This window comes from Acinetobacter lwoffii (assembly GCF_029024105.1).
In the GTDB taxonomy this organism is placed as follows: Bacteria; Pseudomonadota; Gammaproteobacteria; order Pseudomonadales; family Moraxellaceae; genus Acinetobacter; species Acinetobacter lwoffii.
This window is the reverse complement of sequence record NZ_CP118963.1, coordinates 2,067,078-2,089,097: the sequence shown is the minus strand read 5'-3', so window position 1 is coordinate 2,089,097 and position 22,020 is coordinate 2,067,078. Positions and strand designations below refer to the sequence as shown.

Sequence of the window (22,020 nt, the reverse complement as noted above, 5' to 3'; positions counted from 1 at the left end):
GAGGAAATATGTCTTTTTATTCTCCACAAACATCAGACATTCAGGGTCAGCAGGTTGAACTAAAAGCCCTTAATACTGTTGATGTTCAAGTTAAATATCGTGATACCTCCGGCTCCAATTCAGCAACCCACACAGTGACGGCAAACAAGCTCAAGCTGGATTTATCTTCTGGTTTTGATGAGCAGATTTTGACAGGTTCAGCGCGCTTTAAGGTCGGTGCTGATACTTTCCTAGACCGTACTGGCTTACTGTATCGCAATGTGAATCCGGCCAATAACAGCGGGGTTCAGTCAGGTGTCATTCAATACGGCACCGGGATTGTTGAAATCGATTCCTGGACTCCGAATGCCGATAACACGATTACTCTAGAATCCTTGACCACTACCACCGACCTGTTACCGGTCAATAAAATCAGTTTCAGAACCCCAATCATGCCGATCCGACCACAATCATTAACTGTGGTTTTAGCATCAATTGAATTTGGGCAGCTAACTTTAACTGCTGATGAAAACGGTGTGATTGAAACCAGCCGGGCACATGGTCAGGTCAATTGGGATAATGGCTTTGTCACGATTTACTTTTATACCAAAACCAAAATCACCGAAACCAACCGAGCAGACATTGAAGCGAATGACTGGTATGACCCATTACTGGAATATCAGGAAGGCTTAGACGCTTATATCAATGTCCCGGTCTGGGTGGATGCTTCATCGGTACGCTATAACGCTGTGGCTTATACCTACATTCCGCTTGATTCAGAAATTTTAGGCCTATCTGCTACTCGATTACCAATTGATGGTCGAGTGCCGATATTTCGAGTTGGTGGTATTGGTATTGTCAGCTCAAGCAAGGCGCAGGAATTGCCAAGCGCGATTGCAGGAACCACCTATGATCTGAATGATCAGCGCATTTCATGGGCAGAACTTGAGGATACTCACGGAACGAAAGTCGCTTTCGATTTGTACACAGTTGATTATGATTATGGCCGTGTGACATTGGGCGGCGACTTCGTACTGGGTAATCTGGTTGCACCACTGACAATGAAATACCGTTATCAGGATATGGGCCTGATTCGTGACGTACAGATTAACGGTCAGCTGACATTTACCAAACCTTTAACCCATAACTATGATGCGGTGGATACCATCGTGGGTTCTGCTTTGGTTATTGGGGATATGCAGGCACGTTACACACGCAAGTTTGTGCAAGGCTCATGGAATGGTACGTGGGCTGATGAGCCTGTGGGTGCCACAATTCCAGCCAATTACAATGATGCATTGTATCCGATTCAAATCACAAACAAGGGTGCTATTCAGGAGCGCTGGTATATCCAGTTTACCGACACGCAATCATTCCGCTGTATCGGTGAATACTCTGGCCAGATTGGCACGGGTGCCATCAGTGCAGACTATGCGCCAATTAACCCTGTCACCAGTGTGCCTTACTTCACCATTAAAAAAGAAGGCTGGGGCAGTGGCTGGGCCAATGGCAACGTTTTGCGTTTTAATACAGTGGCTGCAAACTTCCCGGTCTGGGTGATTCGAACTGTGAAGCAATCCGAACCATCTGTCATTTCAGATCAATTCCAGATCATGCTACGTGGTGATATTGACCGCGTTGTTTAAAATTTAAATCAAATATGACCGCTATATGCGGTCTTTTTTTATGGAAAAATTATGGTTGCTGAAACTCAAGTACAATATATTTGCGAAGAAAACTTAAATGCACCAACACTACCCAACACATGGGGCTCATTGATTGAAATTCTTGACACTGCGTTAGTAAATGGTTTGAATTTACCAGCTATTAATACAGTAGTAATTGACGGCTCGGTGATTTTAATTAACTTCACTACACCGCATCAGCTTAAAATGTTTCAGATTGTGAGTTTGAGTGGTTTCGTGCCTGCTGAATTAAATAAAAAGTGGCGCATCATTGGCGTGCCATCGCCACAACAAATCGCAATTGATCGACTTGATTCGATTAACGCGATTACAACGGTTGGGCAAGCTAGACTGCCGCCGCTAGGCTACGAAAAAACATTTTCTGCAACAGGCAAAGGTGTATATCGAAACGCAAATAAAGATGCTGAACACCGACCATTTTTACGAGTAGATGCAACATTGCCAGCAGGCTGGACTTCAACATATGCCAAATTTGCACGTGTTGCACTTATGACAAGTTGCGTAGGTATCGATGATATAGCATCACGGTATCAATTACCTTTCGATGCCGACAATCCTGAAAAAAACTGGACTGTAACGGGTTCAGGGTCGTCAGCAACGCTATGTTGGTCAAAATGGTTGTGGTGTGGGCTGCTTAAAGTAGCAGGGTCGCCGAACTTTAATTTTGCTGATGGTGGAAGTGCTGGTAATCGAAAATGGATGATAGTTGGTGATGAAAATGCATTTTATTTAGTAGTGCAAGATCAGCTTGGAAAAACCACTCCAAACAATCAAAGTGTTTACGGTTTTGGTGTATACAATTCAACCGATAATACAGTGCAATACCCATACTTTTTAGCAAGCAATGCTATCCAGGGGGTTGTTAGTACCACCTATGACTCAGCGATGATTGCAAATTCAATGCCATTTTGTGGATCTTATGAGCAAGATGGGTCTTGGAATTATCGAGACTGTACAAACATTTACACACTATCAAACACTGGAGCAACAGTATCAGCAAACACATATTTTGCTAAACATATTTCAGCAGGTGTTTCAGGCAACGTGACAGCACCACACTATATTCAAGTTAGTGGTCAGCTAAAGGGCGAGATTCCACATATTTACATTCCTTATTCTGATTTTGGCACAACATACAACAACACTAAGCTTATAAATGACGCAATGTTTATCACAACCCCTGTATTTTATCGACAAGACAAGGTCATTCCGAGTTGGGGTCAGTATAACAAGACAATTGGCTTGCCGTTTTACCTAGGAGGGCTTTAAATGTTTATTAACGGTTATGCGGTTTACTCAAACATCACGCAAGTAGCAGGCCTATTAAACTGCTATACACGTGTGGCAGGCGAAACTCGCAAAATGGGCGTAGTAAAATCAAATGTAAAAGTGGTGTTATGCGATCAAAACGGTGTTTATCAGCGATCCGTGCGTTCAGATCGAGATGCGCGATATTCTTTCACGGGCTGTGCTAAAAACACACAATACACAATTATTGCTTTTGATCCTGAACGCGACTTTAATGCTGTTATTCAAGCGAACGTGGTGGCAAAATGAGTCGATCCTCAATTAAATCAAAGCTTGCTATGGCGCAAGCTTTAGCAGTATTTATGGATAGTGGCGCATTGAGCGCCACGATTGTTTTTTATGAGGGTGTACAACCAGCTACACCTGAAACCACAACCAACCCAAGTAATGCACTTGTCACATGCACATTCCCGGAGCCTTGTATTAAAGAAACCACACCCAACTATGTAGAGCTTCATCCGACCGACACAGCCACCGTCATTAAAACCGGGACCGCCACCTGGGCACGAATCTACAACGGCGCAGGTGAAGTAGCTGCAGATTTAGCTGTGGGAACCGACATGGCTCTGGCGAATACCAATCTGGTCGTGGGTGGTACCTTATCTATCCAATCGATAAAACTCAGACCTTAATTTAAAAAGGGTGCTCATGTGGATTTTAAAAATAAGCTCGGCACCGTTGATGCTCACAACCTAAACCTGAACTTTAAGCCTGATAATACTGACAGCCATAGCATCATTCTGAATTTTGAGCACTTGGCTGATGGCTCTACCAATCTCAATTTTGGCGATGATGTTACGGCTGTAATTGATACAGTACTTGATACCGGATTTTCATTTGAAATAACAGCAGTCTATGCAGACAGTGGTGCAAATACCGCAGTCATAGACACGGTACTTGATACTAAATTTAGTTTTGATGTAGTTGCTGTATTCAGTGAAAATACTGATGTTATTGGTCAGATTGATACGGTTTTAGACACCAGCTTTAGTTTTGATGTAGTTGCTGTATTCAGTGAAAATCTTTGCACAATTGATACCGTTTTAGATACTGAATTTCAATTTGAGGTTAAAGCGTTATTCGATATCAATCATCTGGTCGGTGTGTCTTTAGGTTTAGGGCTGCAGTACCAGAAAGCGATTGCAGCCTTAAGTACCACAGAAATACCATGGTCTAAGCCAATATTAAGAGTCTCGAATGAGGCTCTTTTTTATGATCAGGGCCTGGTGATTTCCAATCAGGCAGATATCCGGTATGAGCAGGCAGGAACATTAACCCGGGCGATTAGATCCACTCATGAGCAAGCAACCGGTTTAAGTTCTGATGCATACATGATCTGGGAAGAGGGAGATAAACGCTTTATTCATCAGCGCTATTTGCATGAAGAAACCATCAAACTGCGTCATAACCGAGAAACTGTCTGGCAAGAAATGATCCGTAGGCGCAAGACGTTTACTTATTCACATGACGTGGCTCAGGTATTTGAGCACCGCTTTTCATTTGAGTGGGATAAAAGCCTGGAGATTATCACCAGGTCAGATTTGCCTTGGAATAAAGCCAAAGCGATTCATTATCGCAAGCATCCGGTTTTACCTTGGCCAAGGCCTGAACCTCAGCCATATCAGGGTAGTACAGATTTAAACTTTATCTGTCTCTGTCATGACGTTGATTCACATGATGTTGTTTTAAATTTTGGTGCAGATGACTGTATTCCAGCACTGCCGAATAGGAATTGGTGGTATATCGTGAATACATTAACAGCCGAACGATTGGATACCGGCGAGAAGATTAAGGTCATGGATGGTACCTATAGTACCAGTCGGTCTCAATGGTGCTGGACCTATTCCATCACTGTTGCTCACACGGAAAAAGATAAGCTTCAGCCGATTGATGGGCAGCCCGTGATTCTTAAAGTTATGATCAATGGATTTGAGCATCATGTCTTACTTGAAGATCCAGAGGAAACCCGACGTTTTGCCAGTATTCTTTACACTTACCCGGGTCGAAGTGTCACTGCCTTGAACTCAGATAAATACGGGCCGACACGTTCATTTATTCAGGACAATGAGCGCACCTCTGTTCAACTGGTGCAAGCTGAACTTGATCGAGCTCAATCTAATACGACTTTGGACTGGAAGCTGATTGATGAACTGGGGTGGATTGTACCGATTGAAAGCCTGAGTTATGCCGAGCTTGCTCCAATTGATGCAATCAAACAGGTCGTTGATGCAGGCGGTGGTTTTATCTATAGCCAGAAAGCAGGAAATACGCTGACTATCTTGCCCCGGTATCAGAAAGGCTATTGGGATGCATTGACGGTGGATGATTACGACATTCTGTTATCTGAAAGCCTGGTGATGCAGCAGAACATTAAGCAGAACGATGAATACATTGCTGACTTTAATGCCATTACTGTGGTGAATAGCCGTAGCGGTGAAAGTCTGAAAGTACAGCAGCGTGGTACTTCGGGTGATATACCGTTAGAGGCGGTCACAGGGCCATTATTTAATGCGGTATCGGGTGCGAGTTATGGCAAAAATGAACTGGTCAAAGCCAATATTCAGGAATTGCATACTTTCTCTGATATTCCGGTCAGTCAGGAAATTGGCGAAATGCTACCTGGTAAAACGATTGCATTTAGTGGCCAGTGGTGGGGTGTGATTGATTCGGTATCAGGCAGCTTTTCACATGAAAAGGTCAATGAAACCATTACTGTGGAGCGTATCAGTCGTGACGAATCCCTTATTTGAATTGCGAAAATTGCTTAATCCAACCCATGCTGAATACATTGGCACCATTACTTCAGTGAAGCATCCGGAATACCGGGTGCAGATCGACGGTGGATCCGGTCCAGTGCTTTGCACATCCGGCACAGCCTATAACTTGGGTGTCCGAGTATTCATCTCAAATCAGGTAATTTTAAGGCCAGCACCCACTGGCCAGCACTCAGAAATAGAAGTCTAAATTTAACCAAATAACGGCACCTTTTTAGGTGCTTTTTTATTGCCAAAAAATAGGGGTATGTATGACTAAAGGGGATGTATATGGACTTTCTTAGTCAAGTATTGGAAAGCATAAAGAACCATTCACACATCCTTTTTACAGGTGTGCTGGGTGCAACTTTTGGCTTTCTATTAAGTAAGGAGCCCACCCGGGATCGCTGGATAGGATTCTTTGCAGGCTTCATTTTATGTGTGGTCTTTGCTAAACCAGCAAGTTTATTTCTTGCTAGCGGTAACTACCCAGAACTATTTGGATTCATTCTGGGCGCTGCTGGTAAAAGTACAGCTGAAGCATTGCTGAGTTTGGCTCGATCAAGAGTTCTTGGTTTAGTCAAAAAGGAGAATGAAGATGCTGCTAATCATAAGTAAGACGGCATTGGTATTGTTTATATTTTCGTTTGCAATCATGGCATTTCATCCAAAAATCCAGCTCCCAAAACACATCGATTTTCTATTGGTGTTGTCGATCCTTTTTGGAGCCGCACTTTTTGTTAAAGATGAGTATTCGCCAAGTCCGGCCGGAACCCTTTTTTACACTACAGTAAGTATTTTATTCGCACTATTTACCCGACAACTCTATATTTGGGGTAAGGGTGGTGCACGTCCTAAATTTTTTAATACGGATAAAGATGGTGACAACCCATGAAACATATTTTTGATTTCTTGCGAAAGATTAGCGGCGGCAAACTCACCCAGAAACAGGTTGATGCTGCTGACAAACTGATTGCAACTGCTTACGATGATGTCACCAGTATGCTGGGTATCGCTACGGATGAAATGAGCATCAGCCCAAGTGGTATTGATCTGATCCGTAATTTTGAAAGCCTACGGCTCAATGCCTACGATGATGGCGTGGGGGTATGGACCATTGGTTATGGCACCACAAAATACCTAAATGGTATTCGTGTCAAAAAAGGGGATACCTGCACACTGGAACAAGCCAAAAGCTACATGCAACATGACTTGAAAAAATTCGAGCAAACCGTCAATAGCGCAGTCAATGTTCCGATCAATCAGAATCAGTTTGATGCCTTGGTTTCATTGGCCTATAACATTGGACCTACCGCATTTGAAGAATCCACTTTGGTCAAAAGGCTGAATGAGAAAAATTATAAGGCGGCAGCTGATCAATTTGGCTTATGGGTAAATGCTCGTGGCAAACGCCTGCAAGGTCTGGTGAATCGCAGGAAAATTGAAATGGAGTTATTTTTAAAATGACTCTAAATCTATTATGGAAATATAAACACTGGATCGCAATTGCGGTCTTTTTCTTTTTATGGCTAGGGCAAGTTGCTTACACCAATCACTTAAGCGGAAAGCTGCGCAAGGCTGGTGAGCAGTGCACGATAAAAATTCAGAAAATAGAGCAAAACCATCTCAAAGCTCTAACCCATAAACAAAATCAAATTAACCAGATGAGTGCGGATTATGAAGCAGCAAAATCAGAGCAGCACGTGCAAGTCGAAACAGTTACGCGTGAAGTGCAAAAGATCATTGATCGTCCTGTGTATCTCAACCATTGCTTTGATGATGATGGCCTGCAGCAACTCAACTCACTTATCACCAGTGGTGCCAGTAAACCTCCTTGAGTCTTGCCCTGATTTGCAAAAACTGGAATCAGGGCAGGGTAAGGTTGTTTTGGTCTGGTCTATTGATACAGTAGCTAAATATAGCGACTGCAAAGCGCGTCATGCTGCTATTGTGAAAGTTCTTAAATAAGACTGAATAACTCACTAGAGAACAATATTCTAATAAAATAGATAAATGCCCTCAAATGAGGGCTTTATTTTTTACTTTAATAAATAATTCCTCAATAATAAAAATAAGGGTCTTGATTATTTCTAGCCACTTTATTGCACTCTTTACACCTAATACTCTCTATAGAATAGAGTCCACGAGTTTGCTTACCTTCGGCAGCAGCAATAAGATAAAAGTGCTGAGTATCGTTAAAACTATAGTCATCCCATGCTCCACAAACAGAACACTTAATAATTTTTCTATCGCAGTAAATGTGCGGCTTTTCCATTATATTTCCTCATTATTAAAAAATTTCTAAATTCTTCTATAAATATAAAGCTCACAGTTAAGGGTATCGACTTTAACTTAGTCGGAATTTTGATATAAAAACCTTAACTTCAATTTACTCCCTCCATCCATCCACAATATCAGCCCAGTCCTGCATCATTTTTCTACGATCTGATAAGTATTTAGCATGGTTATACGACGCACGGGTTTTATTTTCATCAGCATGGGCTAGTTGGGTTTCGATCCACTTTTCATCATAACCAAGCTCATTAAGCAGGGTGGATGCTGTGGCTCTAAAATCATGAGCTGTGACATTCTGCATGATGTACTGTAGCGCTCTATTAATTGTAGTCGCCGGCATCATGCCGCCATTATAGACCCCCTCAAAAACATACTTCTTGCGGCCAGTAAGTTTCTTTTGCTTAATCAGAAGTTGATAAACCTGCTCAGACATTGGAACCACATGCGTTCTATTTTTCTTGGTTAGACGCATACCTTTTTTTAGCTGTTCTCGCGTCTGCTTTTCAAAAGTAATAGTCCTTTCCTCAAAATCAATAAATGACCATTGAAGTCGGCGCACTTCAATTGTGCGAAGCATGGTATAGAACAAAAATAAAATAGAATTAACAGTTGATTCAGCACCGCCATAACTATCGATTCGCGCTCTAAATACCTTTCGTTCAGTTAAACTTAATGGTCTTGCATGCTCAACATCAGGTCGTGCAATAACTTCGCGTACCGCATATGTCGGATCGTTCTCAGCTCTTAGTGTCGCAATGGCATACCTCATCACAGAGCCAATCTTCTTTCTGTTTTCAATTGCTGTTACTTCGCCAGTGCCACGGTTATCCTGACCCTTAACGCGCTTTACTGTATTTTGCATGATCTTCAAAACGTCAGCAGAGGTCACATCTTTAATATTTTTATGTCCGATGACTTTGTAGATATCCTTTTCCATTGCCCGATGAAAAGCGTCGATATAAGTTTGTGATTTATCCTTTAGGCGATCCGCAGCATATTCCTTTGCGATTGCCTCAAAACTGTTTTCATCACAAAGCAGGGCAGCCTTTTCTTGTTGGCGATGCACAGCTGGATCAATGTTGTTGGCAAGCAGTGATTTGATTTCATCTTGCTTTTGACGAGCCTCGGCTAAGCTTACGATAGGATATTCACCAAGACTGATCATTGAGGCTTTTCCTGCATAACGATAGCGCACACGCCACAGTTTTGTCCCGGTCGAACGAACCTCAATACACAGCCCACCCTGATCAGCAATACGGTATGCTTTTTCCATTGGTTTTAGTTTTTTTAGCTTGGTATCGTTAAGCATGTGAGTAACGCAAGAGATTAAATATTGTTACTCACTATATTACTCACAAAAGTGATTAATACAATTTAATTCTATTTTATGGTATTTAACTGGAAAGGCTTGATAATAAAGAGATATGGATTTTGATTTAATAACATTTTACAGTATTTAATTATTATGATAATTCTCGATCATTAAAAGCATGAGCTTAACCTATTGAAATTAATGCACTTAACTGTGCTAATGTGGTCCAGATCGTACTTTATTTATACGTGTTGCAAGCACTTGCCTGACACAACTAAATCATTGATTTCATTGTGTGAAAATAAAGCACTCTTCATCATAGCAAAAAATAGCCCCATTCGGCGCAACAATTTCGCTCAATTTATTGGCTTTAAAAACCTGTAGAAAATTAAATAAAATTTTATAATGATTTAAAAGACTTATTTCATAAGTCATTTTTTACTCAGTTCCATATTGTAGATTCCAGCAATTAAATTGAATCTTAAACCCAGTCTTTTTCCTCGATTACGATATCGCTCAGCAAGGATTTTGAAGGTTTTTAAACTGCCAAATACATGCTCAATCCCAATTCTTCTTTTGTTGATTTCTTGATTATAGATTTTTAGTTCAGGATTCAATTTACAGCGCTTTTTTGCTTTTAATGGCAATAGGCTATTTGGATACACTGAGTAAATCCCTTGATAGCCTTTATCTGCAAGGATAAAGGCACCTGCCGGAATCTGATGCAAGTTTCGTTTGAAGAGTGCGAAATCATGTACAGCACCACGACTCGTGCATAAACTCAGAATTTGTTGAGTTCTATAATGAATGATGGCCTGTACTTTGAAAGTATGTGCCTTCTTTTTGCCACTATAGCTTTTCTTCTGTTTTTTTAGGTCTTTGTATTGGAATTTCTGTGGCATCAACAATCACCACGTTCCAGTCGATGCCTTCGCCCTTAGGTAAATGCTTCGGTAAATTAAATAGATTAGACTTGATCAGGCAGTCCTCTACATGACGGACAATTCTTGAAGCAGTCGGCTCTGACACACCATAACTAGTTGCAACATGGAACAATGTTCGATATTCACGCCAATAACTTAAGCACAGAAGGATTTGATCTTCTATGCTTAATTTGGTGGGTCTACCTTTAGCAGGAACATGCATTTTCAGTTGTTCCACCATTAAATCAAAGGTTGACCATGAGATGCCTGTGTATCGCTTAAACTGTGTTTCAGAAAGCTTCTTTGAATCGATGTATTTCATCCGCAGATTATGCATGAATATTTAAAATTCTTCGGTACAAATAATCAGCAAGAGACTGTTTGTTTTTTGATTTATGAAAGAGGCCTAAAGTAATAGGCTTACTCATAGAAAGATTTAAAAGGCTATTTTTTAGAGTAAAACTTAAAAATGAAAAAATTAAGGTCAAAGAGAGGTAAAATGCTTGATGAAAAAAACATCACTTGAATAATTAAGCTTTATATAAACTTTTCTATTGAAAGTAGATTTGAAGAAAATGCCTCATAATAGGCATACAATCCCAAATGAATCGCAAAATTTTCTTTACTGATATCTACTAAAAAAAGCTCAATTTTTAGCCAAAAACAAGTAAAAATATAACAAAAGTAAGAAAAAGCAGCATATTTGCTATAAAAAGCTATGTTTCTTATACATTTTTATAGATACATGCACTATTTAGGTGCGCTAAAAAATAAAGCTGAAATAAAATAAATGAAGAATGCTTGAATATAGTGCATTTAGTTTTGCAGCTAGTATAATAGCCGCAAAGTATTTTTGTCACTTCATGATTTCTTATAAAGATTTCAATATTTTATCTATACTTTTAAAAGTTGGTACGGTAATTGCTTAATAACTATCAACTGCTAACACGCACTTCACGGGTGCAACAAAAACATCGGAGCAAAATGAGCATGGCGAACAAGGTCCTTCAACTCATACAAGAAAGTGGCGCAAAATGGGTCGATTTTCGCTTTACTGATACCAAGGGTAAAGAGCAACACGTCACTTACCCAGCAGACAGTATTGATGAAGATACATTTGAAGACGGCAAAATGTTTGACGGTTCTTCAATTGCAGGTTGGAAAGGCATCGAAGCATCGGACATGATTTTACGTCCGGATGCGGCAACAGGTTTTATCGACCCGTTCTTTGCAGAGCCAACAGTTGTTGTAACTTGTGACGTAATCGAGCCATCAACTGGTCAAGGTTATGATCGTGACCCACGTTCGATTGCGCGCCGTGCAGAAGAATATTTGAAATCTACCGGTATCGGTGACACTGCATTCTTTGGTCCAGAACCAGAATTCTTCGTATTTGACGAAGTAAAATGGGAAATCGACATGTCTGGCGCGCGCCATACATTGATCGCTGAAGAAGCTGCTTGGTCAACTAACAAAGACTACGAAGGCGGTAACTCTGGTCACCGTCCACGCGTAAAAGGCGGTTACTTCCCAGTTCCTCCTGTAGATTCTTCACATGACATGCGTGCAGACATGTGTGCGCGTATCGAAGACATCATGGGTCCAGGTCGTGTAGAAGTACATCACCACGAAGTTGCTTCTTGCCAGTTAGAAATTGGTGTGAGCTTCAACACTATGGTGCGTAAAGCAGACGAAGTTCAACAGTTCAAATATGCGGTTTGGAACGTTGCGCATCAATATGCAAAAACAGCAACCTTTATGCCTAAACCAATGGTTGGCGATAACGGTTCTGGTATGCACGTGCATATGTCGATCTCTAAAGACGGCAAAAACCTGTTTGCTGGTGATGAATATGCAGGCCTTTCAGAAATGGCGTTGTACTTCATCGGTGGTGTAATTAAACATGCCCGTTCTTTGAATGCGATCACTAACCCTTCTACAAACTCGTATAAGCGTTTGGTTCCACATTTCGAAGCACCGATTATGCTTGCTTACTCAGCGCGTAACCGTTCTGCATCTATCCGTATTCCTTACGTGTCTAGCCCGAAAGGCAAGCGTATTGAAGCGCGTTTTCCAGATCCAATGATGAACCCGTACCTAGGTTTCGCGGCATTGTTGATGGCTGGTCTTGACGGTATTCAAAACAAGATCCACCCAGGTGAAGCTGCTGACAAGAACTTGTACGATCTTCCACCGGAAGAAGAAGCAAAAATCCCTACAGTGGCGCATAGCCTGGATATGGCGCTTGAAGCACTTCAAGCGGATCATGATTACCTGTTAAAAGGTGGCGTGTTCACGAAAGAAATGCTTGATGCTTATATCGAGCTTAAAACTGAAGAAGTTCGTCGTCTAAACACGACTACTCACCCAGTTGAATTTGATATGTACTACAGCTTGTAATTCATCACGAATTAAAGCGAAGAAAACCCGCGCATGTCGCGGGTTTTTTTGTATCATCTATTTATAATTTTAAATGATTGATGGGCTTAAATGGCACAACGTAAAAAGCACACCAGCTTTTATCCATGGATTGATCCAAAAGATCATGACAAAGGTTTCAAACTGAATTTCTCTGAAGTGACTTATCTTGAAGTGCGGCGGACTCCCGAGGGTTATAAGCAGGCTCAATTTGTGGCGCTGAAAAATCCTGAAATGGCGATGAATTATGCTTATCCAGAATCATTTTATTTGAGTGCTGAAGGTTTTATTTTAATTAAAACCCCACAAGGCAAATATGAAATCATTGCAAAAACAGATAACTGTTAACAATGAATAGTCGTTCTAGAAATCAAAATCAGCGTGTGTTGCTGTCAACTCTGCCTGTTGAGTTAAAACCGTGGCTGTATGCATCGGGTTCACTCACGCAACAACTGACCGATTTGGCGCAAGGACAATTCCATGTCGAGCCAATTCAAGAGCATTTTCAGCGTTTAAGCTTTGCCAATGCCAAATGGATGCAGATGTCACATCAGCATACTTCCTGGGTGCGTGAAAGTTATCTCTACGGCTCGGAACAGTCTCCTTGGGTGAAAGCCAAAAGCATCTTTCCGATTTTAAGCCTGCAAAAAAAAGCCCGAATTTTTCAGCATATTGGCACCAAACCGATTGGCTGGTTTCTGTTTCAGCGCACTAATCCACTGTGCCAGCGCCGGGTAGTACTTTTAGATGAGGGCTGGACCCGTCAGAGCTGCTATACTTGGCACGGCTGTAAATTTATCGTACAAGAAACATTTTTACCGGCATTTGAACACTTTATACAAAATTCACGGGCTTGATTTTTATGGCAACCGCACAAGCAATCACCTGGCGTGAGCGTCTTAGCGCCTATTATTATCTTTGTCGTTTTGATAAACCGATTGGGACTGAACTGGTTTTTTGGCCTACCATGTGGGCGCTGTGGATTGCAGCTCAGGGCATGCCACGTATTGAAATTTTAATTCCCATGATTTTGGGTGTGATTTTTATGCGGGCGGCAGGCTGTGCCATTAATGATTTTGCTGACCGTAAAGTCGATGCACATGTGGAGCGTACTAAAAACCGCCCATTAGCGACCGGGATTATCAGTGCCAAAGAGGCCGTGATGGTATTTCTGGTTTTGGTGGCTGCCAGTGCCTGCTTGCTATTTTTTCTGCCAATCGAAACTTTTTACTGGTCATTTGGGGCTTTGTTTCTAGCGTTTATTTATCCTTTTATGAAGCGCTATACCCATTTGCCTCAAGTCTTTCTGGGAGCAGCATTTTCCTGGTCGATTCCGATGGCTTATACCGCAGTTGGGCAAACGCCGGATTTAACCTGCTGGCTTTTATATTTTGGCAATCTGGCTTGGACTGTAGCCTATGATACGCAATATGCAATCGCAGATCGTGAATACGATTTAAAGATTGGGGTGAAATCAACCGCGATCTTATTTGGTCGGCATGATATTCAGATCATTAGCGCTTTGCAGGCTAGTAGTATTTTATTGATAGGTGCTGCATTGTGGCTAGAAAATTTATTGCTTCCATTTGGTCTGGCTGCATTAATTGTTGTTGCTCTTGATTTTATTTACCAATGGATAAAAACACGTGATCGGGATCCTCAATGGTGTTTTTGGGCGTTTAGGCATAACCGCTGGATTGGACTGATTATTTTTGCAGGAATACTACTGGCTTTGAGGTAGTGACTGTCTATCGACTGAGAAAAAAGCGTCCTATAAGGATGCTTTTGTTATTGCCTAATCTATAAGGCTTGAGCTATGACTTTATTTTGTTATATTGGGCAGTGTAATTAAATGACGAAATTAAAGCAGGTTTGTTATGTCCGAACAGCCACAGCCCCGCAGTGTCAAAAAGTTATTGATCTTCGGTACGCTTGCACTTTGTATTCCGGTATTTTTAATTAGTATGGCATTTCTTGCAGTGAATAGTGATGCTAAAAATCAGGAAAAATACAAGCAGCAGCAGGCAGATATGATTGCACGTATTGAAGCACGAGAAGCTGCGGAAAAGCTCAAAGCAGAGCAGGATGCTAACGCAAATTCAACACAAGCTGCGTCTGAAAGTAGTGCAACAGTACCTTAATCTATCTAAAATCCCTTTGCACTTATCTAATACTGCAAATGTCTGTGTAGTAGATAGTTCATCGTTTGTCGAAAACTATTTCACTTGATTGTAGATATTTGATATTTCGTAACTAAGCAATCCGAACTCTAAAACAGAAAAATATAGCCATCAATCATACGATCGGTGGCTATATTTAAATCATCTTAAAGCAATTCTTCGCGCAATTGCTCAGGAGATTTAATTGAAAGTAGGGCGGGTGCTACATCTAGGGCTGTTTTAGCACCATATTGCTGAGTTTGATTCAGGCGGTAGCAGGCACGGGCATAAGCCACTAGAACACTTGCAGTAAACTCCGGATTGCTATTCAGCTTTAAAGAAAACTCAATCACCTGTTTTTGTGCATCACTGGTATTACCACTACGAATGACAAAACCGCCATGTGGCATATCTTCGTGATCTTTCAGTAAAGTTTCCTCACTGATAAAATTCACAGTCGTATTATAATCTGCAAAATAATCAGGCATGCTGACGATGGTTTGTTCAACTGTTGCTGCATCAGCTCCTTGTTCCAAGACCACATAACAGTCACGATGATGTTTATCTTTGGTGCTTAACTCAGGTCGTGCGCCACTGCGGACTTGTTCAATAGCATCAGTGGATGGAATAGTATATTGCACACCGGCTTTTACACCCGGTACACGGCGGATCGCATCTGAATGGCCTTGACTTAAGCCTTTACCCCAAAAAGTATAAGTTTCGCCATCTGGTAATAGCGCTTCACCAAATAAACGGTTAATCGAGAACATGCCAGGATCCCAGCCAATAGAAATCATGGCTGTTTTTTTGTTAGCAAGGGCGGGTGCATCGACTGCAGCATAGTATTCCGGAATACGTGCATGCGTATCAAAACTATCTACAGTATTGAATTTACTTGCAAAGATAGGCGCCTGTTGTGGCAAGTCATCTTTAGAGCCGCCACAAAGAATCAGCACATCAATTTTATCGCTAAACTCATTTAATAGTGCATCCATGCTATACACTTGAGTTTCTGCAAAGCAAGGAGAGACGCTGCTTGGTGAGCGGCGAGTAAAAATACCGACAAGCTGCATATCAGGATTTTTCTGGATGGCAGATTCAACACCGCGGCCAAGATTACCGTAACCCGCGATACCAATACGAATAGAATTTTGCATAAATAAACGATCACTGAATAAAAAAACAACGCCAAAAATAAGCAAGGTGATGATGGCCGGAAATGGAACAGGCCAATCAGGTCATCTGACTTATATTTTGTTTTCGAAAGGATTATAGAGCGATAATTTAAACTTTATCACCCTAATCCTGCAGAAAGGCAGGTTTAACTGAGAATGCTTGTGATGAGACGCTAAATTGGACGAGGATAGGTTAATTTTGAAGTATGAAAAGCTGCCGAGAAATTAAAAGCGGAGCAGGAGGCTTTGATCAATCCAATTCAAGCTGCACCGGAAAGTACCGCAATTGCAGCTTAACTTATCTTAAATTCCTTTGCAGTTGTCTGATAGTTGGAATCTGGGTGTATCGAATCACGGTATAGCCTGCTGCAATCAGCATGGCATCGCGTTCAGCATCTTCCTGTTCTTTGCCAATATGGCTCGGATCATCCAGTTCGACAATTGCTACTACATTATATTCACGATCAAGTACTACGAAGTCTGTGACTTTGCGATTAAATTGATTGCGCATTTTCATCTGATCGTGCGTGATCAAAGCGCTAAACGCGACTTGTGCCAGAATGTGATGATGAGGAAAGGCATCTTTCAGACGTGTAAACATCCTGCTTTCAAAAGCAGTAATGACGCGCTTTGGATAGAATTTCTTTTGACGGGTGAAGAGATGTGGGAAGAGCAGGCAAACTAATGCAAATGTTGCCAGGCAGCCAATCACAAAAAATATAAACTGACTCAAATTAAACACAGATCACAAAAGGGAAGAATAAAAAAACCCACTTCGCAATGAGTGGGTTTCTTCAGAATCTTGGCTCTCCCACCTGGGCTCGAACCAGGGACCTGCGGATTAACAGTCCGTCGCTCTACCGACTGAGCTATGGGAGAATAGATTGGCTCTCCAACCTGGGCTCGAACCAGGGACCTGCGGATTAACAGTCCGTCGCTCTACCGACTGAGCTATTGGAGAATCTGACAGCGATTATAGAGAGATTTGAAAAGGGGTCAAGGCACTTTTAGAAAAAAGCTGCAGAAATTGAATCAAGTGTTTTAAAAATAGTCGAAAAGGTTTGTAGTTCAAACTGTTATGTTTATGTAAACCGGTTCTAATAACAAAATCGTGATCAGCCTTAATTTTGATAAGTGATCTGGAGCATAAGAAATGAGCGGTTGATCGCGCATATAAATCAATATGATCTCAATTTAAAAAATACAGCTATAAAAAAACCCACTTCGCAATGAGTGGGTTTCTTCAGAATTTTGGCTCTTCCACCTGGGCTCGAACCAGGGACCTGCGGATTAACAGTCCGTCGCTCTACCGACTGAGCTATGGAAGAATAGATGGCTCTCCAACCTGGGCTCGAACCAGGGACCTGCGGATTAACAGTCCGTCGCTCTACCGACTGAGCTATTGGAGAATCTGATCGGCATTTTAGGGATGAATAACCAGGTCGTCAATCAATTAATGTAAAGAAATGAATTGTTTGCTTCATAAATATTCATTTAGAGCCTAAAAATAAAAAAATCACCCGAAATGGGTGATTTTTTTAGCAAAGAAATAAAAAATTATTTCTCAACACCTGCAGGCTGACCTGCATATTTCGCATTTGCATAATCCCAGTTTACTAGGCTTTCTAGGAAAGTAGAGATGTACTTAGGACGAGCATTACGGAAATCGATGTAGTAAGCGTGTTCCCAAACGTCAATCGTCAACACTGCAATTTTACCGTGCGCCATTGGCGTATCAGCATTTGAAGTTTTCATGATAGAAAGCTGACCGTTTACTTCGTCAGCCACTAACCAAGCCCAACCTGAACCAAACTGAGTAGTTGCAGCAGCAGCAAATTCTTCAGCAAATTTTTCATAAGAACCGAAAGCTTCGTCAATTTTTGCAGCCAAAGTACCAGTTGCTTTACCGCCACCGTTTTTAGCCATACAGTTCCAGTAGAACGTGTGGTTCCAAACTTGAGCCGCGTTATTGAAAACACCTGCTTTAGAAGCATCACCAGCAGTTGCTGTAATAATTTCTTCTAGAGTTTTGCCTTCAAGCTCAGTACCAGCGATCAGGTTATTCAGGTTAACCACATACGTATTGTGGTGTTTGTCGTGATGGTATTCTAAAGTTTCCTTGCTGATGTGTGGAGCAAGATCTTCGTAGCCGTAAGGTAATGCTGGTAAAGTAATGGTTGTCATGTTCTCAATTCCTTGCATTTTGCTGGGTTTTAACAATAAGTGGCTTTATTGTAATAGATAATCGGGCAGAAATGGGCATCGTGTATAAATAACAATACAGAATAAAGCCTGAAAATATATGAATAAAGCCACTGATCATAACCGTCAGTCGAATTAAATCGGATTGTTTAATTCGAAATAATCATACTCAATATTAAACTGTTCTGAAATAGCCTTGCCAAGGCGTTGCACACCGTATTTTTCAGTCGCATGATGGCCACAAGCATAATAATGCACATTCAGTTCCTGAGCTTCATAAAAGGTGCGTTCGCTCACTTCACCTGAAATATAGGCATCACAATCTTGTAGTGCCGCTTTTTGAATATAATCCTGCGCACCACCGGTACAGAAACCGACTTTATGGATTTGAGTTTTTTCAGCAGGAAGATGAATCGCATCAAAGCCCAGCTTTTCTGAAACATAATTTTTAAAATCTTCCGGACTCATTGGCTGTTTTAAATAGCCAATATTGCCAATTGGACGTTTCTCACTCGGATCAAGCTGTTCGATATTTTCGAGTTCTAATAAATCCGCAATGGCGGCATTATTTCCCAGTGTTGGATGACTGTCTAAAGGCAGATGATAGCCAACCAGTGAGATATCATGTTGAATCAGGGTTTTAATGCGTTTACCACGCATTCCCGTAATCGGATAGGCTTCTCCTTTCCAGAAATAGCCATGATGAACCAGCAATAAATCTGCGCCTTGCTCAATTGCAGCTTCAATTGCACTCTGGGAGGCGGTCACGGCACAGAGGATTTTATTCACTTCGGATTTGCCTTCAATCTGCAAGCCATTCGGTGCATAGTCCTTAAATTCACGTGCTGCCAAAGTCTGGTCACACCATTGAATAATATCGTTCAAATTCGCCATAAAATTCCTGTAAGTTTAAAAACTTGCCCATATTTATCTATAGGTCTAATTGTAACTAAAGCTGCACAAATCTCTGTGGAATTTTTTGTGTTTAGTTATGTATTTAGCATTACAATAGGACACAAATTACTTAGTCATCAACGAATTAAAATATTTTAGAGGATAGCAACGTGCGCCGTACCTTTACATGGTTACCCTGGGTGTTACTGATTTTAGTCATTATCGGTTTTTTGGGGTGGCAACAACTACAAAAACCAAAGGCACCAGTTGCGCCAGATGGCGTCAAAATGCCTGCTGAAAAAGTAGAGCCGTTGATTGATACGTCGCGCTCAGGAGGCGTGGTCTCCTACAGTGCTGCTGTAAAAGTGGCAGCCCCGGCTGTCGTGAATATTTTTACTACCCAAAAAGTCAAGCAACAGGCGCATCCTTTACTGACCGATCCGGTATTTCGTGAATTCTTTGGCGATCAGTTGCCTGACCAGTATGGACAAAGCCCGAATGAAAACAGTTTAGGTTCGGGTGTAATTGTACGTCCAGACGGTTATATCCTGACCAATAACCACGTGATTGCGCAGGCCGATCAGATTGTAGTGGCTTTGCAGGATGGACGTCGTGCCGAAGCTAAAGTGGTCGGAACTGACCCGGATACCGATCTGGCCGTGATCAAGATTGAACTGACGCAATTGCCAGTTTTGCCATTTAAACTCAGTGGCAATGAAGTCGGTGATGTGGTTCTGGCCATTGGTAATCCTTTTGGTGTTGGGCAAACCGTGACGCAGGGGATTATCTCGGCAACGGGCCGTTCAGATTTGGGTATCAATACCTATGAAGACTTTGTACAGACCGATGCTGCAATTAACCCAGGTAACTCGGGTGGTGCGCTGATTGATGTCGCCGGTAATTTAATTGGTGTGAATACTGCAATCTTCTCGCAGTCTGGTGGTTCGCTGGGGATTGGTTTTGCCATTCCGGCCAAAATCTGTCAGCAGGTGATGAATGCCATTTTGAAAGATGGCCGTGTGGTTCGTGGCTGGTTAGGGATCAGCTTATTACCTGCAGAGCGTGATGATGTCCTGCAACCCAAAGAAAAAGGTGTGACGGTCGCAGAAGTGCTACCGGATGGACCTGCTGCCAAGGCTGGAATCCAGCGTGGCGATAAGATTATGAAAGTAAATGAGGAAGAGATTAGTTCTGCCTCACATCTGATTAATTTTGTGGCCTTGCAAAAGCCAAACAGTACCATTCAGATTGAAATTGAGCGGGCAGGAAAAACCATGATCCTAGAGGTTGTGGTGACTGAACGTAAGGCACAAGACAGTGCTTCACAATATATTCCTCTGCCAGGCCAATAAGTTTGATTAAAAAAAATCCCTCATGATGAGGGATTTTTTTTATACTTTCTTTCAGCATGTTCTGATACAAAAGTGAAATATTAAGCGTTTTATAAATCATTTAGCTTAGTGAAATAACATTAAAAGAGAAAATAAAAATGAATTTTATGACGGCAGATCAGGCCAAAATTTTATCTAATGTTGCTAACCTGAATATTGAAATGTATAAGCCACGTCTGGCGCAACTGATTGAAGATAATGCCCGGCAAGGCAATACAGCGGTACTGACAGTTTTTCCCAAACATCTGCCTTTGGAAGAAATTCGGGGTCTTTCGGCAGAGCTGACTGAGCTCGGTTATAACGTGCGTTTTGAGGTACAGGAATTTTATTATAGCTTTAATGTCTACTGGCTATAATTTTATCAATTGTTCAAAAATACTTCTATTCAGGCATATATCTTGCTGCGTTCATCTCATAGTTAAAATATGAGAGTGATATGTCTTTATCTATTCATCTTGCAGCACAGGCAGATGCACCTTATATGGTGCTTTCGTCCGGATTGGGCGGACATGCCAGTTTCTGGAATCCTCAAATTAGAGTTTTACAGCAGCATTTTCATGTAGTCACTTATGATCAGGAAGGCTGTCATTCAGATTCTGAGCTATTGCCCACGTCTTATTCGATCGACCATATGGCCGGCCAGATTCTGGATTTATTGATCAATGATGGCATTCGAGAGTTTCATTTCATCGGGCATGCATTGGGCGGACATATCGGCATGCAATTAGCGACCTATCAGGCTGAAAGAAAGTTTAAGCTACTCAGTCTGACCATGTTAAATGCTTGGGGAGAGCTGGATGCTCATACTCAGAAGTGTTTCGAAGCCCGGACTTCGTTATTGCTCAATAGCGGGGCAGAGGCATATGTGAGAGCACAGGCTTTATTTCTTTATCCGCCGCAGTGGATTTCAACCCATATTGATCAGTTAACCGAAGCAGAAAATAAGCAGCTCCTTGACTTTCCACCGATCCAAAATGTTCTGGCACGCCTACAAGCCGTGCAGGCTTTTAAACTGAACACAGAGCATCAGCAAGCATTAAAAGATGTTCCTATACATCTAATTGCCAATCAGGATGATTTTCTGGTGCCTTATCAACGGTCACAGCAATTACAGCAATGCCTGCCGCATAGTCATCTCAGTTTACTCGCTACAGGTGCACATGCTTCCACCGTGACCGAGACAGATCAGGTGAATCAACTGATCCTTTCCTTCCTGATTTCCCCTTAGTTTGAAGATTTTTTTAAAGCCAGACCTCGTGTCTGGTTTTTTATTTTTTCTAATCAATCATTTTTGTAGCATCAGCATGGTTTTTACTTCGAATTGATGCATGAACTGCAAATGCAAAAATTGCTACGAGTGCACTTGAATGAAACAATATGTTCAAAATTGACTCATAGGTAAAAATGGTTATTTTACTAAAAATTCAAAAAATAAAATATTAAGTAATTGATAATTGTAAATTAAATATAGTTGGCACACGCTTTGCAATGTTTATCTTGTAAAT

25 protein-coding genes and 4 tRNA genes are annotated in these 22,020 nt (G+C 41.5%); 18 read left to right on the top strand and 11 right to left on the bottom strand.

The genetic code is table 11. The annotated features are described in order from the left end of the window. Positions 1-8: 8 nt before the first annotated feature. From PYW33_RS10165 to PYW33_RS10120, 10 genes are all read left to right on the top strand, one after another. Positions 9-1,625, top strand: coding sequence for a hypothetical protein (locus tag PYW33_RS10165; protein WP_004646464.1), 1,617 nt, complete (start codon positions 9-11; stop codon positions 1,623-1,625). A gap of 51 nt (positions 1,626-1,676) precedes the next feature. Continuing rightward, positions 1,677-2,954, top strand: coding sequence for a hypothetical protein (locus PYW33_RS10160; RefSeq protein WP_004646465.1), 1,278 nt, complete (start codon positions 1,677-1,679; stop codon positions 2,952-2,954). After that, a complete protein-coding gene (locus PYW33_RS10155; RefSeq protein ID WP_004646466.1) occupies positions 2,955-3,242 on the top strand; it encodes a hypothetical protein in 288 nt (95 codons plus the stop codon). After that, positions 3,239-3,625 carry a hypothetical protein gene (locus PYW33_RS10150; RefSeq protein WP_004646467.1) on the top strand — a complete coding sequence of 129 codons (387 nt, stop codon included), beginning with the start codon at positions 3,239-3,241 and terminating at the stop codon, positions 3,623-3,625. The genes PYW33_RS10155 and PYW33_RS10150 overlap by 4 nt, the downstream gene beginning before the upstream one ends. 18 nt (positions 3,626-3,643) lie before the next feature. Beyond that, positions 3,644-5,743 carry a hypothetical protein gene (locus tag PYW33_RS10145; RefSeq protein WP_004646468.1) on the top strand — a complete coding sequence of 700 codons (2,100 nt, stop codon included), beginning with the start codon at positions 3,644-3,646 and terminating at the stop codon, positions 5,741-5,743. After that, on the top strand, positions 5,724-5,957 hold the full coding sequence (locus PYW33_RS10140; RefSeq protein ID WP_080591861.1) for a hypothetical protein: 234 nt from the start codon (positions 5,724-5,726) through the stop codon (positions 5,955-5,957). The genes PYW33_RS10145 and PYW33_RS10140 overlap by 20 nt, the downstream gene beginning before the upstream one ends. Positions 5,958-6,037: 80 nt before the next feature. After that, positions 6,038-6,364, top strand: coding sequence for a hypothetical protein (locus PYW33_RS10135; protein ID WP_004646469.1), 327 nt, complete (start codon positions 6,038-6,040; stop codon positions 6,362-6,364). Further along, positions 6,345-6,641, top strand: a complete 297-nt coding sequence (locus PYW33_RS10130) for a hypothetical protein (protein WP_004646471.1) — start codon at positions 6,345-6,347, stop codon at positions 6,639-6,641. The genes PYW33_RS10135 and PYW33_RS10130 overlap by 20 nt, the downstream gene beginning before the upstream one ends. Further along, positions 6,638-7,213, top strand: a complete 576-nt coding sequence (locus tag PYW33_RS10125) for a lysozyme (protein WP_004646472.1) — start codon at positions 6,638-6,640, stop codon at positions 7,211-7,213. Before PYW33_RS10130 ends, PYW33_RS10125 begins: the two co-directional genes overlap by 4 nt. Further along, positions 7,210-7,584, top strand: a complete 375-nt coding sequence (locus tag PYW33_RS10120) for a hypothetical protein (RefSeq protein ID WP_004279637.1) — start codon at positions 7,210-7,212, stop codon at positions 7,582-7,584. The genes PYW33_RS10125 and PYW33_RS10120 overlap by 4 nt, the downstream gene beginning before the upstream one ends. Positions 7,585-8,135: 551 nt before the next feature. Here the strand turns inward: PYW33_RS10120 and PYW33_RS10110 are convergent. The 3 genes from PYW33_RS10110 to PYW33_RS10100 all read right to left on the bottom strand — a co-directional run bounded on the left by PYW33_RS10110 (position 8,136) and on the right by PYW33_RS10100 (position 10,598). Then, the gene (locus PYW33_RS10110; protein ID WP_004646474.1) at positions 8,136-9,350 is read right to left on the bottom strand and encodes a tyrosine-type recombinase/integrase; all 1,215 of its coding nucleotides are present in this window, start codon (positions 9,348-9,350) and stop codon (positions 8,136-8,138) included. 434 nt (positions 9,351-9,784) lie between these two features. Then, positions 9,785-10,255 carry an IS5/IS1182 family transposase gene (locus PYW33_RS10105; protein ID WP_004646477.1) on the bottom strand — a complete coding sequence of 157 codons (471 nt, stop codon included), beginning with the start codon at positions 10,253-10,255 and terminating at the stop codon, positions 9,785-9,787. Further along, entirely contained in the window at positions 10,203-10,598 is a 396-nt protein-coding gene (locus PYW33_RS10100; RefSeq protein WP_004646478.1) for a transposase family protein, read from the bottom strand. The genes PYW33_RS10105 and PYW33_RS10100 overlap by 53 nt, the downstream gene beginning before the upstream one ends. A gap of 662 nt (positions 10,599-11,260) precedes the next feature. On the opposite strand from PYW33_RS10100, the gene glnA reads away from it, so the two are divergent. The 5 genes from glnA (at position 11,261) to PYW33_RS10075 (ending at position 14,835) form a co-directional block, all read left to right on the top strand. After that, positions 11,261-12,676: a type I glutamate--ammonia ligase gene (gene glnA, locus PYW33_RS10095; RefSeq protein WP_004279641.1), complete on the top strand. Its 1,416-nt coding sequence runs from the start codon at positions 11,261-11,263 to the stop codon at positions 12,674-12,676. Between the two features lie 90 nt (positions 12,677-12,766). Further along, positions 12,767-13,042, top strand: coding sequence for a hypothetical protein (locus PYW33_RS10090; RefSeq protein ID WP_004646480.1), 276 nt, complete (start codon positions 12,767-12,769; stop codon positions 13,040-13,042). A 2-nt stretch (positions 13,043-13,044) separates the two neighbouring features. Then, positions 13,045-13,551 carry a chorismate--pyruvate lyase family protein gene (locus tag PYW33_RS10085; RefSeq protein WP_004279643.1) on the top strand — a complete coding sequence of 169 codons (507 nt, stop codon included), beginning with the start codon at positions 13,045-13,047 and terminating at the stop codon, positions 13,549-13,551. 5 nt (positions 13,552-13,556) lie between these two features. Further along, complete coding sequence (ubiA, locus tag PYW33_RS10080) at positions 13,557-14,435, top strand: 4-hydroxybenzoate octaprenyltransferase (RefSeq protein WP_004646481.1); 879 nt, start codon at positions 13,557-13,559, stop codon at positions 14,433-14,435. 136 nt (positions 14,436-14,571) lie between these two features. After that, complete coding sequence (locus PYW33_RS10075; protein WP_004646482.1) at positions 14,572-14,835, top strand: hypothetical protein; 264 nt, start codon at positions 14,572-14,574, stop codon at positions 14,833-14,835. 185 nt (positions 14,836-15,020) lie between these two features. Here the strand turns inward: PYW33_RS10075 and PYW33_RS10070 are convergent, their stop codons facing one another. The 8 genes from PYW33_RS10070 to PYW33_RS10035 all read right to left on the bottom strand — a co-directional run bounded on the left by PYW33_RS10070 (position 15,021) and on the right by PYW33_RS10035 (position 19,124). Continuing rightward, positions 15,021-16,010 carry a diaminopimelate dehydrogenase gene (locus PYW33_RS10070; RefSeq protein ID WP_004646483.1) on the bottom strand — a complete coding sequence of 330 codons (990 nt, stop codon included), beginning with the start codon at positions 16,008-16,010 and terminating at the stop codon, positions 15,021-15,023. 316 nt (positions 16,011-16,326) lie between these two features. Further along, the gene (locus PYW33_RS10065) at positions 16,327-16,770 is read right to left on the bottom strand and encodes a DUF2726 domain-containing protein (protein ID WP_026055767.1); all 444 of its coding nucleotides are present in this window, start codon (positions 16,768-16,770) and stop codon (positions 16,327-16,329) included. A 61-nt stretch (positions 16,771-16,831) separates the two neighbouring features. Next, positions 16,832-16,907, bottom strand: a tRNA-Asn gene (locus tag PYW33_RS10060). A 6-nt stretch (positions 16,908-16,913) separates the two neighbouring features. After that, positions 16,914-16,989, bottom strand: a tRNA-Asn gene (locus PYW33_RS10055). A gap of 291 nt (positions 16,990-17,280) precedes the next feature. Then, positions 17,281-17,356 (bottom strand) — tRNA-Asn (locus PYW33_RS10050). A 5-nt stretch (positions 17,357-17,361) separates the two neighbouring features. Further along, positions 17,362-17,437, bottom strand: a tRNA-Asn gene (locus PYW33_RS10045). Between the two features lie 148 nt (positions 17,438-17,585). Then, positions 17,586-18,212 carry a superoxide dismutase gene (locus PYW33_RS10040; protein WP_004646486.1) on the bottom strand — a complete coding sequence of 209 codons (627 nt, stop codon included), beginning with the start codon at positions 18,210-18,212 and terminating at the stop codon, positions 17,586-17,588. 153 nt (positions 18,213-18,365) lie between these two features. Further along, positions 18,366-19,124 carry a Nif3-like dinuclear metal center hexameric protein gene (locus tag PYW33_RS10035; RefSeq protein ID WP_004279653.1) on the bottom strand — a complete coding sequence of 253 codons (759 nt, stop codon included), beginning with the start codon at positions 19,122-19,124 and terminating at the stop codon, positions 18,366-18,368. Between the two features lie 170 nt (positions 19,125-19,294). On the opposite strand from PYW33_RS10035, the gene PYW33_RS10030 reads away from it, so the two are divergent. The 3 genes from PYW33_RS10030 (at position 19,295) to rutD (ending at position 21,743) form a co-directional block, all read left to right on the top strand. Further along, positions 19,295-20,476 carry a S1C family serine protease gene (locus PYW33_RS10030; RefSeq protein ID WP_004646487.1) on the top strand — a complete coding sequence of 394 codons (1,182 nt, stop codon included), beginning with the start codon at positions 19,295-19,297 and terminating at the stop codon, positions 20,474-20,476. A gap of 137 nt (positions 20,477-20,613) precedes the next feature. Beyond that, positions 20,614-20,871 (top strand): hypothetical protein, encoded by a 258-nt coding sequence (locus PYW33_RS10025; protein WP_004646488.1) that lies wholly within the window; start codon positions 20,614-20,616, stop codon positions 20,869-20,871. Positions 20,872-20,951: 80 nt separating this feature from the next. Further along, positions 20,952-21,743, top strand: coding sequence for a pyrimidine utilization protein D (rutD, locus tag PYW33_RS10020; RefSeq protein WP_004646489.1), 792 nt, complete (start codon positions 20,952-20,954; stop codon positions 21,741-21,743). Positions 21,744-22,020 lie beyond the last annotated feature (277 nt).